Annotated in this window: 12 protein-coding genes; all 12 read right to left on the reverse strand. The window is 70.4% G+C overall.

The genetic code is table 11. The features are described from left to right. Positions 1-79 precede the first annotated feature (79 nt). On the reverse strand, positions 80-1,438 hold the full coding sequence (locus VGZ23_14090; GenBank protein ID HEV2358719.1) for a dihydroorotase family protein: 1,359 nt from the start codon (positions 1,436-1,438) through the stop codon (positions 80-82). Next, positions 1,435-2,586 (reverse strand): alcohol dehydrogenase catalytic domain-containing protein, encoded by a 1,152-nt coding sequence (locus tag VGZ23_14095; protein ID HEV2358720.1) that lies wholly within the window; start codon positions 2,584-2,586, stop codon positions 1,435-1,437. The genes VGZ23_14090 and VGZ23_14095 overlap by 4 nt, the downstream gene beginning before the upstream one ends. Before the next feature lie 21 nt (positions 2,587-2,607). Continuing rightward, on the reverse strand, positions 2,608-3,648 hold the full coding sequence (locus VGZ23_14100) for an alcohol dehydrogenase catalytic domain-containing protein (GenBank protein HEV2358721.1): 1,041 nt from the start codon (positions 3,646-3,648) through the stop codon (positions 2,608-2,610). Then, on the reverse strand, positions 3,645-4,367 hold the full coding sequence (locus tag VGZ23_14105) for an isochorismatase family cysteine hydrolase (GenBank protein HEV2358722.1): 723 nt from the start codon (positions 4,365-4,367) through the stop codon (positions 3,645-3,647). The genes VGZ23_14100 and VGZ23_14105 overlap by 4 nt, the downstream gene beginning before the upstream one ends. A gap of 21 nt (positions 4,368-4,388) precedes the next feature. Then, positions 4,389-5,624 (reverse strand): ABC transporter substrate-binding protein, encoded by a 1,236-nt coding sequence (locus VGZ23_14110; GenBank protein HEV2358723.1) that lies wholly within the window; start codon positions 5,622-5,624, stop codon positions 4,389-4,391. 69 nt (positions 5,625-5,693) lie between these two features. Next, the gene (locus VGZ23_14115) at positions 5,694-6,398 is read right to left on the reverse strand and encodes an ABC transporter ATP-binding protein (protein HEV2358724.1); all 705 of its coding nucleotides are present in this window, start codon (positions 6,396-6,398) and stop codon (positions 5,694-5,696) included. Further along, positions 6,395-7,147, reverse strand: coding sequence for an ABC transporter ATP-binding protein (locus VGZ23_14120; protein ID HEV2358725.1), 753 nt, complete (start codon positions 7,145-7,147; stop codon positions 6,395-6,397). The genes VGZ23_14115 and VGZ23_14120 overlap by 4 nt, the downstream gene beginning before the upstream one ends. Further along, positions 7,144-8,160, reverse strand: coding sequence for a branched-chain amino acid ABC transporter permease (locus VGZ23_14125; GenBank protein ID HEV2358726.1), 1,017 nt, complete (start codon positions 8,158-8,160; stop codon positions 7,144-7,146). The genes VGZ23_14120 and VGZ23_14125 overlap by 4 nt, the downstream gene beginning before the upstream one ends. Further along, complete coding sequence (locus VGZ23_14130) at positions 8,157-9,014, reverse strand: branched-chain amino acid ABC transporter permease (GenBank protein ID HEV2358727.1); 858 nt, start codon at positions 9,012-9,014, stop codon at positions 8,157-8,159. The genes VGZ23_14125 and VGZ23_14130 overlap by 4 nt, the downstream gene beginning before the upstream one ends. 101 nt (positions 9,015-9,115) lie before the next feature. Beyond that, complete coding sequence (locus VGZ23_14135) at positions 9,116-10,411, reverse strand: ABC transporter substrate-binding protein (protein ID HEV2358728.1); 1,296 nt, start codon at positions 10,409-10,411, stop codon at positions 9,116-9,118. Next, a complete protein-coding gene (locus VGZ23_14140; GenBank protein ID HEV2358729.1) occupies positions 10,408-11,442 on the reverse strand; it encodes an amidohydrolase family protein in 1,035 nt (344 codons plus the stop codon). The genes VGZ23_14135 and VGZ23_14140 overlap by 4 nt, the downstream gene beginning before the upstream one ends. Positions 11,443-11,494: 52 nt before the next feature. After that, positions 11,495-12,751 carry a Xaa-Pro peptidase family protein gene (locus tag VGZ23_14145; protein HEV2358730.1) on the reverse strand — a complete coding sequence of 419 codons (1,257 nt, stop codon included), beginning with the start codon at positions 12,749-12,751 and terminating at the stop codon, positions 11,495-11,497. Positions 12,752-12,785: the final 34 nt, after the last annotated feature.

Consider the following 12,785-nt stretch of genomic DNA (forward strand, 5'->3'; position numbering starts at 1 on the left):
AGCATTATATTCCCATATAGGAATATGTCAAGAGGCAAAAACCGGTGGGGGGGAACCGGCGCTTGTCGACCTTACCCCTTCATGAGAGCGGCGTTTCCGCCCCGGCGCCCGGGAGCCACCGTCCCCACCCCGGCTCTCCGACCGGCCGCCCGTCGCGGGCGACGAGGCGGCCGCGCACAAACGTCATCACCGGGGTCCCGATCACCTCGCGGCCGGCATACGGCGTCCAGCCGGCCTTGCTCACGACGTCGGCGTCCGCGAGGCGGCGCCGGCGGGCGGGATCGATCAGCGTGATGTCGGCGTCGGCGCCCGGCGCGAGCGTGCCCTTGCGCGGATAGAACCCGTACAACCTGGCGGGCTGCTCGCAGAGCACGTCGACGACGCGTTCGAGCGTCACCCGGCCCTGCGCGGCGGCGGTCAGCATGAGAGACAGTGTGGTCTCGACGCCCGGCAGTCCGAAGGGACACGCCCAGATGTCCCCGCGGCGTTTCTGCTCCCGGGTGGCCGGCGCGTGGTCCGTGCTGACGTGGGTGATGGCGCCCGACGCGAGCCGCCGCCACATCGCATCCGCGTCGTCCGGCGTGCGGATCCTCGCGGGCGGCGTGAACTTCCGAAACGGGCCGTGCTCCAGCACCTCGCGCTCCTCGAGGTAGAAGTACTGCGGACAGCTCTCGACCCACAGCCGGCCGCCCATGGCCCGCGCGGCCGCGATCGCGTCCACGACCGGCGCATGGCTGGTGTGGGCGATCACCACCCGCGCGCCGGTGAGCCGCGCCAGGACGGCGACTTCGTCGACCGCGACGGCCTCCGCTTCACGCGCCCGCCACTCCGGAATGACGCCGCCGTCCTGGCGGCCGGCCGCACGCAGAGCGTCGGCACGGTCGCGCGTGATCGCGTCGTCTTCGCAGTGCGCCAGCACGACCCCGTCCCACCGCGCGACCTCCCGGAGGGCGCGCAGGAGATGCCCGGCGGGGACGGCGGGCACGCCGTGGGTCTCACAGGTGAAGATCTTGAGGTACGCGGGCCCCGCGGTCCACAACTCACCCAGATGGGGGACCTGGTCCGGCCAGACATGCGCGGCGAGGGCAAAGTCGACGAAGGAGCGGCCGGCGAGGTGCGCGACCTTGCCGCGGAGGTCGCCGGCAGTCCGCACCGGGGCAGCGTGTGTGTGCTCGACGACCGTCGTCGTGCCGCCGGCCGCGGCGGCGGCGCTGCCGGTGATGAAATCTTCGCGGTCGGTCTCGCCCGGATCCATGAAATGAACGTGACTGTCCACGACGCCGGGGATCGCCATGAGTCCGCCGGCGTCCACGACGGTTCGCGCCGGAGTGTCCAGGGTGCCGAGGGCGACGATCGTGCCGCCGGCGACCTGTAGGTCCGCCCGGTACCGTCCCCGCGGCCCGACTACCGTCGCCCCCCGGACTGCGAGATCGATCACCCAGCCTGCCCCGCCTGCCCCGCCTGCCCCGCCTGCCCCGCGCCAGACGGGGCGCCAGACGGGGCGCCAGACGGGGCGCCAGACCCCGCGACAAACGGGGCGACCCGGACGACGACGCGGCCGGTCACCCGGTCCTCTCGGACCATCGCCAGGGCGTCGTTGACGCGCGCGAGCGGCACCTCCTCAGCGACGATCGGCCGCACGAGCCCGCGCGATACCAGGTCGAGCGCCCGGCGCAATTCCCGGCGGGTCACGTACCGGGAGCCGACGACGCTGATCTCCCCGAGCGCCAGCCGCTCGCTCGGCACCGGCGGATAATCGGCGGCGACGACTGTGTACCCGACGAGCACGATGCGCCCCCCGGTCCGGACCAGGTCGGCCGCGGCGAGGAGCGACCCATGGTGGCCGACGGTGTCCACGACGACGTCCGCCCCGCGGCCGTCCGTGGCCTGCCGCACCGCGTCCGCCGCCCCGTCCCCCGCGAGAAACGCGCCGTCGGCGCCGAGGACGCGCGCCGCGTCCAGGCGGTGGCGTTGCAGGTCAACCGCGAGGGCGCGCGCCCCCGCGGCCCGCACGACCTCGACCGCGTGCAATCCGACGCCGCCGGCGCCGAGGATCGCTACGGTCTCACCGGCCCGGACGCCCGCGCGCGTGACCACCGCGCGGTAGGCGGTGCCGAGCGCGCAGGACAGCGGACCGCCGTGCTCGGGCGGCACGTTCACCGGCAACGGCAGCACGCAGTCGCCCGGGACGACGAGGTATTCTTGGAAGCCGCCGGGAGAGGTAAAACCCGTCCATCCTTGGAGCCGTTCGCACAGGTTTTCCTCGCCGGCTTGGCAGCGCGCGCACGTGCGGCAGCCCCAGTAGTTGTAGACGACGACCCGATCGCCGGTGTGCACGCCGGGAGTGGCCCCCGGACCGCCGTCTTGCGCCGGGGGGCCGAACGCGACGATCTCTCCGGCGATCTCGTGCCCCGGCACGTGGGGCAGCCGGAGCGTCGCGGAAAACGGCATCGCGCCGTCGGCGATCTTGAGGTCGGACCGGCACACGCCGCACCCAAGCACCCGCACCAGGACCTGTCCCGGCCCGGGAACCGGCTGCGGCAGGTCGATCGGCCGCAGCGGCTCGCCGTATCGCTCCACCGCCATCGCGCGCACGCGATCCCTCCTTCAAAATGCTCTACCGTCGATCGCGATCGCCCCGCGTCCGAGGAGCGTGCCGGCCCGCAGCATCGCGTGCAGCGCCTCCGCGTCGGCGAGCGGGCGCACGCCGGACACGACCGGCGCGATCCGGCCCTCCTGCACGAGCCGGGCCGCCGCGAGCACCTCGGCCCGCGAACAGTAGCGCGATCCCATGATCGTCAGCTCGCCCATCACCATCCGGCGGGTCGCCACGTCGAGCGCGGCGCCTTCCGCGGTGGTGAGCATCACCATCCGGCCACCGGCCCCGAGCAGGCCGAACGCCCACGCGAGGGTCTCCGGACCGCCGACGAGATCGATCGCCACGGTCGCCCCGCCCGCGAGCGCCGTTCGTGCGCGATCCTCCGCGTCCGGAGCCCGGAAGTTCACCGCGGCCTCGGCGCCCGCGCGGCGGCAGTGCTCGAGCTTCGCCTCGTCCACGTCCACGGCCACGACGCGCCCGCCGAACAGCCGCGCCATCTGCACCATGTGAATGCCGACGCCACCACCCGCGCCGATCACGAGCACGCGATCCCCGACCCGGACCGCCGCCCGCGACGCGCAGACGTGATACGGCGTCGCCACCGCGTCCGGAATCACCGTCCCGTCGACGAACGGCACGCCGTCCGGCAGCGGCAGCACGTTCGCCTCGGGCAGGCAGACCAGTTCCGCGTACCCGCCGTCCCGATGCACCCCCACGTACCCGCCGTGGTTCCGGCAGAGCGGCTCGCGGCCGGACCGGCACCATTCGCAGCGCCCGCAGGTGAGGTAGAAGTAACTCATCACACGGTCCCCGGGGCGGAGGCCGGTCACGCCCGGCCCCGCCTCGACCACGACGCCAGTGAACTCGTGGCCCGGCACCCGCGGCAACGGCTCCGGGCGGCCGAGCCGCCCGGCCATGTAGTTGACCACGGTGAGCCCGACGCCGCACGCCCGAACGGCAACGAGCACTTCACCCGCCCCGGCGACCGGGTCGGGGTGGTCCGCGTAGACGAGCGGACCGCCCCACGCCCGCAGCAGCTGGGCCTTCACGGGGTCCCGGCGGGCACCCCGCGGAACAGCGTCAAGATCTCATCGGTCTGCAGGACCCAGCCCAGGCAGCGCTGGACGTTCTCGAGTCCCAAGACGTGGAGATCGTCGCCGTACATGCTGGCGACGGCGTCGGACGCGACGATCACCCGCAGGTCGCGGTTGAACGCGTCGAACGCGGTGCACAGCACGCACGTGTTGGTGTTGATGCCGCAGATCACCACGGTATCAGCGCCGAGCGCGCGCAGCAGCGTGTCCAGTTCGGTCCCATAGAACGCGCTGAGCCGCTTCTTGCTGCGGATCACGTAGTCGCCCGGCTGCGCGGCGAGCTCCGGCGGCAGCTCGGTCTGCGGCGAGCCTTCCTGGTTGTGGTGCACGATCGTGCTGCGCCGCCCGGGCGTCATCGACTCCCGCGCCGCCTCGACGGCCTGCCAAAAGGGATTGCCCATGCTCTCGAGCCCGGGCGGGGTCGTGCGGCGGTACGTCAGTAGGACATAGATCACGGATACCGTGGCCGCCCGCGCGCCTCCGAGGAGACGCGTCACCGCGGCGCGCACCCGCCGCGCGTCCTCCGGCGCCACGGGCATCGTCGCCACGTCGGGATCGAGATGGCCGCGGTGAACATCCACCGCGAGCACGACGGTCTTCGCGGGATCAAGGTACAACTGCGCGCGGATCGCCCCGAGAAACGCGCGGCGATCCGGAGGCGCTACACCGGCCACGACGCGCTCCCCGTCACCCGGTCACCGGCCGCACCCGTTGCAGGGCGGGTACGTGCGCGAGTAGACGGGGTGCGCGAGAAACTCCTCCGGCTTGTAGGTCCAGAACTGCGAGACGCTGTGGTACGTGTAGATGATCACGTTGGCCAACTCGCCGTTGACCTGCTCGACCTTCCGGACGTACACGTTCTGCACGGGGTTGCCGTAGGCGTCGAGCCGCACGGGCCCCCGGGGCGCGTCGGGAATCGTGATCCCGCGCATGAGCGTGGCGAACGCGGCGCCGTCCGTAATGTCGCCGTGGACGGCCTGGAGCGCCCGGTCGAGGAACATCATCCCTACGTAAGTCCCGTCCGCGTAGTAGGACGGGACGTGTCCGTTCGCCGCCTTGTACGCCGCCACGAACGCCTTGTTCGCCGGCGTGTCGAGCGTCGCGCTGTACTGCAGCGCCGTGATCGTCCCGATCGCCGGCGTGCCGGTCGCCGCGAGCGTACTCTCGTCGGTGGCGTTCCCCTGGCACACCAGCGGCATCTTCAGGCCGAAGGCCCGGTACTGCCTGAAGAACGCGATCGCGGTCGACCCGGAAAAACTGCAGAGCACGGCATCGACGTCGCGCGGGATCTGCGAGAGGTAGGCCGAGAAGTCGTTCGTCGTCTGCGGCGTCCAGATCTCCTTGACGACCGTGCCGCCGTCCTGCTGGAAGGTCTGCACGAACCCGCTGATGCTCTGCCAGCCGAACTCGAAGTCGTAGGCGATCGCGGCCACCTTGCGGTAGCGCAGGGTCTTGTAGGCGTAGTCGCCGAGCGGCTGCGTGGGCTGGCTGCTCGTCCAGCCGGTGCGGACGATGTAGGGGCTGCGCTTGCGCTGCGTGAGGTCGTCGGCGGAGACGATCGGGTAGACGGCCGGGATCTTGTGCTGGTCGATGTACGGCACCAGCGCCGAGCCGACCGCGGCGTTGAGCGGTCCAAAGAGCACGGTCGCGCCGTCCTGCTCGACGAGCCGCCGCGCCTGGGTCAGGCCGACCGACGGATTGCCGGCTGTGTCGCCGATCACGACCTGCACGTCACGGCCGCCGAGCTTGTTGCCGTGCTGCTTCAGGTAGAGCTCGAATCCTTCGCGCATGAACTTCCCCGGCGCCGCGAGATAGCCGGTCTCCGGGATGATCACGCCGATCTTGAGCGGCGCCGGCATGGCCGCCGGCCACGCCGCACCCGAGACGCCGAGCACCAGCAACAGCACGAGCGACGCGCTGAGTCGCTTCACGCCCCTACCCCCCATCGTGACATCCTCCCGAATCCGTCCTTCGCTGGCCGCGCCACGCCCTCCCGCGCGTCACACGCCGAGGTGGCGCCGGCGAATTTCGTCGTCCTTCGCGATCTCGCCGGCGGAGGCCTGATGCACGACCTGTCCCCGGCTCAGCAGATAGCAGGTATGCGCGACGGCGAGCGCGAGCGGCAGGTTCTGCTCGACCAGCAGGATCGCGAGGCCCCCCTGCGCCAGCTGCGCGATCGCGTCCTTGAGGTCGCGGACGATGAGCGGCGCCAGCCCCTCGGACGGCTCGTCCATCAACAGCAGCGCCGGGTTGGTCATCAGCGCGCGCCCGATCGCGAGCATCTGCTGCTCGCCCCCCGAGAGCTGCCCGCCGAGATGCCCGCGCCGCTCGAGGAGCCGGGGAAAGAGGCCGTAGACCCGGTCGAGGGTCCAGCGGCCGTCGCCGTGGGCGACCACGCGCAGCTGCTCCTCGACGGTCAGGGACGGAAAGATCCGGCGTCCCTGCGGCACGAGCCCGATCCCCTGCCGCGCGATCGCGTGGCTCGGCAACCGCTGGATCTCCCTGCCGGCGAAGACGATCCGGCCCCGCCGGGGCGGGGTGAAGCCGATCACCGACCGGATCAACGTGGTCTTGCCCATCCCGTTGCGGCCGAGCAGGGCGGTGACCTCGCCCGCGGGAACGGTGAGGGTCACGCCGTGCAACACGTGGTTGTCGCCGTAGTAGGTGTGGATGTCCGCCAGGGAGAGCAGGGCGTCCGCGGTCACACCACGCCTCCGAGATAGATCTCCTGCACGGTCGCGTCGGCGCGGATCTCCGCCGGCGCGCCCTCGGCCACCACCGCCCCGTGGTGCAGGACCGTGATCCGCTCGACGATGTCGAACACGACGTCCATGTCGTGCTCGATCAGCACGATCGTCACGTCGCGCGGGTAGGTGCGGAGCATCGCGGTGACGAGCGTCGCGTCGCCCGGCGCGAGGCCGGCGGTCGGCTCGTCGAGCAGCAGCAGCGTGGGCCGCTGCGCGATGGCGAGCAGGATCTCGACCTGCCGTTGCTCGCCGTGGCCCAGCATGCGCACCGGCCAGTCGGCCCGCTCGTCGAGCTGCACCTGCGCGAGAAGCCGGAGGGCCTCGTCTCGCAGGTCCGTATACCGTTCGAGCGGCACGAGGCACTGGTAGCGGACCGGACGCAGCGCGGCGAGCGAGAGCATCACGTTGTCGACGACGCGCAGCCGCGGACACAGCATCGTCGTCTGAAACGTCCGGGCGATCCCGAGCCGCGCCCGGCGATACGGCGGAAACGACGTGATGTCGCGTCCGAGGAGCCGTACGGCCCCGGCGCTCGGCCTGACCTCGCCCGAGATCGCGTTGAAGAGCGTGCTTTTGCCGGCGCCGTTCGGGCCGATGATTCCCCGGCGTTCGCCGGCCATCACCGTCATCGACACGTTGTCGAGCGCCCGCAGACTGCCGAAACGGACCGAGAGGCCACGGACGTCCAACGACGGCACCGCGGTCACAATTTCACCCCCGTCTGACGCCCCGTCTGGCGCCCCGTCTGGCGCGGGGCTGGCGGGGCTGGGCGTCGCCCGGCGGCGCTCCACATCCGCCGGGCGACGCCCACCAGGCCGTCGCGGGCGTAGAGCAAGATGACGACGTACATTGCGCCGAGGATCAGCTCCCATCGCTGGGTGAGGTTGCTGAGCGCGTTGCTGACGAAGACGACCACGCCGGCCCCGGCGAGCGGTCCGAGCAGTGTGCCGGTCCCGCCCAAGATGACCATGATGAGAATCTGCACTGTCGTCTCGAGACTGAGGTTGACGGGGCCGACGAACTCATTGTAGTACGCGAACAGCACGCCCGCGACACCGGCGAACGCCGCGGCCATAACGTAGGCCGCGTAGCGGAACCGGTTGACGGGATAGCCGAGCGCCGCCATCCGGCGCGGCCGCTCCCGGATGCCCCGCAACACCAGCCCGAACGGCGAGCGGACGATCGTGACGAGGAGCGCGACACACACGACGAGCACGGCCAGGCAGAACAGATAATAGGCCGGGGTCGAGGCGAGATTCATCCCCGCGATCACCGGCCGGGGGAAGCCGGCGATCCCGTTGTCGCCGCCGCTCATGTCCACCCACTGATAGGCAAGGCCCCAGATGATCTCGTTCAGGGCGAGCGTGATGATGATGAAGCTGACGCCTTCGCCCCGGAAGGCCAGGAGGCCGAAGACCCCGGCGAGGGCAGCGGCGCCGAGCACCGCCAGCGCCGGCACCGGCCAGAACGCGGCGACGCCGTACCGCGTGAGGAGCAGCGCGACGATATAGGCGCTCGTGCCGAAGAACGCGGCGTGGCTGAAACTCACGAGGCCGGTGAACCCGACCAGCAGGTCCAGGCTCATCGCGGCGATGCCGTAGATCCACGTCTGCGTCAGCAGCGACACGTAATACTGCGGCAGCCCGAACGACGGCACGAGCGCCGCGAGCGCGATCGCGGCCGCCACGATACCGGCGAGCAGCGCGCGGCGGCGGGTCACCGCTTCCGTCCCAGGAGGCCCTGGGGGCGCAGCGCCATGATCGCCGCCACGGGCACGAAAATCGTGAAGTAGGAGAGCTGCGGGAACAGCGCCTTGCCGAAGGTGCCCACGAGCCCGATGACGAGGCTCCCGACGTACGCGCCCTCGAGGCTCCCGATGCCGCCGATGATGATTACGGCGAACGCCAGCGGCAGCAGCTCACCGTCCAGACCGGGGTAGGCGCCGGTGATCGGCCCCCCGAGCAGGCCCCCGGCACCGGCGAGGAACGCGCCGATCCCGAAGACGATGAAGAACGCGCGATCGACGTCGATGCCGAGCCCGCGGATCATCTCCTCGTCGTCGACGCCCGCGCGGATGACCGCACCCAGCATCGTGCGGCGCTCGACGAAGGCGAGTGCTGCGCCGATGAGCAGGCTGATGCCGATCAACGCGAGCCAGTACGACGGAAAGATCAGCGTGCCCACCTGCAGCGAGGACGCCAGCATCGCGGGCGGGGCCACCGATTGCGGGTCCCCGCCCCAGACCGCCAGCGCGCCGTCGTCCAACATCAGCGTGAAGCCGATGGTCAGCAAGAGCGCGGTCAGTTCGTCCGCGTGATACGGATGCAGGACGCGGTAGATGGCGAGACCGATCACGGTGACCGCGGCGCCGGCCAGCGGCACCGCGGCGAAAAACGGCACGCCGTGGTTCGTGAGCATCAGGCCGACGTAGACGCCGATGAGGAAAAACGCCGTCTGCGCGATGTTGACGACCCGCATCAGGCCGAAGATCAGGGTGAAGCCGGCCGCGATCAGGAACAGCAGGCTGCCGTACGCCAGCCCCCCGAGTGCGTTCTGCGCGTAGAACGTCGTCATCGGCCGGACCCCCGCGCAAGGCGCGGGGCAGGCGCGGCGCCTGCCCTGCCCCGCGCTCTGCGCGGGGCCGATCGAGACCGCCTACCCCCGCGGGCAGGCACTCACTTGGCGATGCCCTGGAACGTGTTGGAGTACACCGGCTGTTTGAGGTATTGCGCCGGATTGTAGGTCCAGAACTGGGAAACGCTCGGATATGTCTTGATCACGACGTTCCACGTCTTCGCGTACGCCGCGTACTGGGGGGGGACGCGCTGCACTTCCCGGATGTACACGTTCTGCACCGGCGCCCCGTACGGATCCAGGCGTTGCGGCCCGAAGGGCGAATCGGGCACCGAGGCGGTCCGGACGGCGTTCAAGAACTTCTGCTGGTCCGTCGCGTCGCCGTGGACCTCCACGAGCGCCCTCTGGATCCACTCCGCCGCGGTATAGAAGCCGGCCGCCATGTAGGACGGCAGCGCATGGTACGCCTTGGCGTAGGTGGCGATAAACCGCTCGGTCGCCGGATCGCCGCGGCCTTCCGCGTAGTGGGAGAAGGCGATGATGCCGACCACATCCTCCGGCGGGAGCGTGCGGATGCTCGACTGGTCGGTGACCGTCTCCTGCACGATCAGCGGGACCCTGCCTTTGAGCCCAAACGAGGTCCACTGCTGCAGGAAATGGACCGCGTCCGCGCCGACGACGCAGACCATGACCACGTCGGGGCGCTCCGCTTGCACCTGAGAGAGGTAGGGGCTGAAGTCCGTCGTGCCGAGCGGCACCCACAGCTGCTTGGTCACCTTGCCGCCCTTTTCCGTGAACGTTTGCGCGAACCCGCCGACGCTCTCGTACGCGAAGGCGTACGCGTCGCCGAGTGTGACGGCCTTCCGGTACCCCTTCTCGACCGCCCAACCGCCGGCCGGATGCGTCGTTTGGCTCGAGGACCAGCCGGCCACCTTGATCACGAACGAACTGGCCTTTCGCTGCGTCAGATCGTCCGCCGAGACCGTCGGCAGAAACAGCGGCGTCTTGTGCTCTTCCGCGTACGGCGCCACCGCGAGGCCCTCGTTGGCCAGGTAGGGGCCGATCAGCAGCTGCACCCCGTCCTGCTCCACGGCCCGGCGCGCCTGCGTCAGCGCGGTGTTGGGATTCGACGCCGTATCGTAGTAGGTGGTGTCGATCGTCGTCCCGGCTACGGCGTCGCCGTGCTGGGACCACCACAACTTCCACCCGTTGATCATGTCGTGGCCCGGCGCCGCCGCCACGCCCGTGGTCGGGGCCAGCAAACCGACCTTCAACCGGGCCGGTGGGGCCGCCGCGGCGAAGCGCGCCGGCCCCCCGCCTGGAAGGACGGCACCCGGCCCTGACCCGACCGTCACGAAGACAATGGCGATCGCCGCGTTCCTGAGTATTCGCGTCATGACCTGCCCCCTTCGGTCATTCTGTCGTGCTCCGTGTGTACCGTACCGGCGCCGGTGAGCCCCAAGAGCCGCGCGCCGTTGTCGCCCAGGATGGCCCGTGTCTCGTCCGGACCCAGCCCCAACCGGTTCACCCGCTCCACCGGCCGCTCGTCCGCCATGTCGTACGGCAGATCGGTCCCGAGCAGCACGCGCGCCGGGCCCGCCGCCTCGACGAGATACCCGAGCGCGCGGTCGCTGTGGGTGATCGTGTCGGCATACATGCGGCGCAGGTAGGCCGACGGAGGTGCGGGGATCGCGTCCCGCACCTCCGCCCGGACCGCGTAGGTGTGGTCGAGCCGTCCCAGCAGAAACGGCAGGCTCCCCGCGCCGTGGGCGAGGACGAGCCGCAGCTCGGGATACCGGTCGAGCGTACCGGACAGAATGAGCCGCGCCGCGGCGAGCGCCGTTTCGCCGGGGTTGCCGACTGAGTTGCCGAGATGCCACCCGCTCATCCGGTCCTCGCCGGCGTTGTTCAGCGGGTGGGTGAACACCGGCAGCCCGTGACGCACGGCGCAGTCCCACAGCGGGGCGAACGACGGATCGTCGAGATACCGGCCGTTCACGTTCGTGCCGACGTACAGCGCCCGGCAGCCGGCCCGGGCGGCCCGCTCGGCCTCCGCCACCGCCGCCCGGACGTCTTGCAGCGGCAGCGTCGCGAACGCGAGGAACCGGGGCGGATGCGCCCGGGCGATCGCCGCGACCTCGTCGTTGAACACCGCGGCCAGTTCGCGGCCTAGATCCGGCGGCGCCCAGTACAGCATCGGCGGCGAGAGCGACAACGCCTGCATCGTGATCCCCCAGCGGTCGAGCGCCGCCAGGCGTTCGCCCACGTCCCAGAAGACCGGGCCGATCGTCGCCCGCTGATGCGGGCTGCTCCAGACGATCCGGTCGCCCCCCCGCGCTTCAACTTTGGCGCCGTAGCGGCCGCCCTCCCGGTCCAGCGCCGCGAGAAACCGGTCCGGGAACACGTGGGCGTGCACGTCGAGGATCATGCGCGCCGCCACGGGCCCCCAGGCGGGGATATGCGGCTCATCGCGTACGATCTCATGCCATCATGTCGTCGGCATGCTCGCAAAGGGTGAACCGCTCGTGGCCGGTCTCTGTCACGACGATGTTTTCTTCGAGGCGCACCGTCTGCTCGAGGCCGGCGTGCCCCGCGAAGGTCTCGATCGCGAAGTACATGTTCTGCTTGAGCTCCGCCGGGTACTTGAGCGAGTAGGCGCGCGAGATCCACATCCCCTCGTACAGGCTGAGGCCGATGCTGTGCGCGAACTGCTGCAGGGAGACGCTGCCGTACTTATCGTCGTCGTAGACCGGGAAGTGCTTCGCGACGTCCGCGCTCGTCGCCCCCGCCCGGACGGCGCCGATCGCGGCGTAGAGGGAATCGTAACACTCCCGGTAGAGGTCCTTCTCCTTTTGGGTCGGCGGTGAGGCGACTTTCCAGCAGCGCACGAAGTCGATGAAATAGCCGCCCGGGCCGACGGCGTTGATGTCGATGATCATCAGGTCGCCCTGACGGATGATCTTGTCCGTGTGCCAGCGGCGGTACGGGCTCGTGTTGCCGCCAGAGGCGACGATGATGTCGTAGACGAAGTCGAAGCCGCTCCGGTACAAGTACTCGTTCACCTTGGCGCAGACCTCGGCTTCGCGCACGCCGGGCCGGGCCCACTCGTGCTTCGCCATGTACATCGCCGCGTCGCCGTGCGCGGCGGAGATCTTGTGGCACTCCAACTCGTCCTGCGTCTTGATGACACGCGCCTGCGACATCGCCGGCCAGCCGTTCACGATGTTGAGGCCCTCCTGGGTGAGCGCCTGATATGCCACCATGTCCATGATGTCGATGCCGATCTTTTCCTTGTGCACGCCGGCCTCGCGCAGCACGTCCGCGATCGACCCGGCCATCCGCGCCGCCATCTCGGGCTCCGCGCCCTCGGACCACTTCCAGGTGATCGCCGGCCGGATCTCCGTCAACCACGGCGCGTCGATCTCGGCGCAGACCATGTCGCTCCCCACCGTCTCGAACAGCACCGGGTCCCCTCCGCGCGGGAGGACCGCGTAGCGGATGAAGATGTTGTTCTTCCAGTTGCCCTGGTAGACGCCGGTCGTGTAGCGGACGTTCTCGCCGACGAACAGAATGAGCGCGCCGAGGTCGTGCTTGGCCATCATCTCCCGGGCGCGGGCCAGCCGCTCGCTCCGCAGCCGGTCGAAGTTGACACGGCCCTGCCAGTCGGTGCCCGAGGTGCTGAAGACACGCCGGGGTTGCAGTTCGTGCTGCCCGGCGAGGAACTGATGGTACGTCATCGATGCGACCCCCCTTTGCGTTCGCGTCGGCCGC

The organism is bacterium (assembly GCA_035945995.1).
Lineage (GTDB): Bacteria > Sysuimicrobiota > Sysuimicrobiia > Sysuimicrobiales > Segetimicrobiaceae > DASSJF01.

Excerpts from the sequence above, each read along its gene's own strand:
- VGZ23_14095 (HEV2358720.1), bottom strand. The coding sequence starts at position 2,586 with ATGGCGGTGGAGCGATACGGCGAGCCGCTGCGGCCGATCGACCTGCCG.
- VGZ23_14130 (HEV2358727.1), bottom strand. The coding sequence starts at position 9,014 with ATGACGACGTTCTACGCGCAGAACGCACTCGGGGGGCTGGCGTACGGC.
- VGZ23_14135 (HEV2358728.1), bottom strand. The coding sequence starts at position 10,411 with ATGACGCGAATACTCAGGAACGCGGCGATCGCCATTGTCTTCGTGACG.
- VGZ23_14140 (HEV2358729.1), bottom strand. The coding sequence starts at position 11,442 with ATGATCCTCGACGTGCACGCCCACGTGTTCCCGGACCGGTTTCTCGCG.
- VGZ23_14145 (HEV2358730.1), bottom strand. The coding sequence starts at position 12,751 with ATGACGTACCATCAGTTCCTCGCCGGGCAGCACGAACTGCAACCCCGG.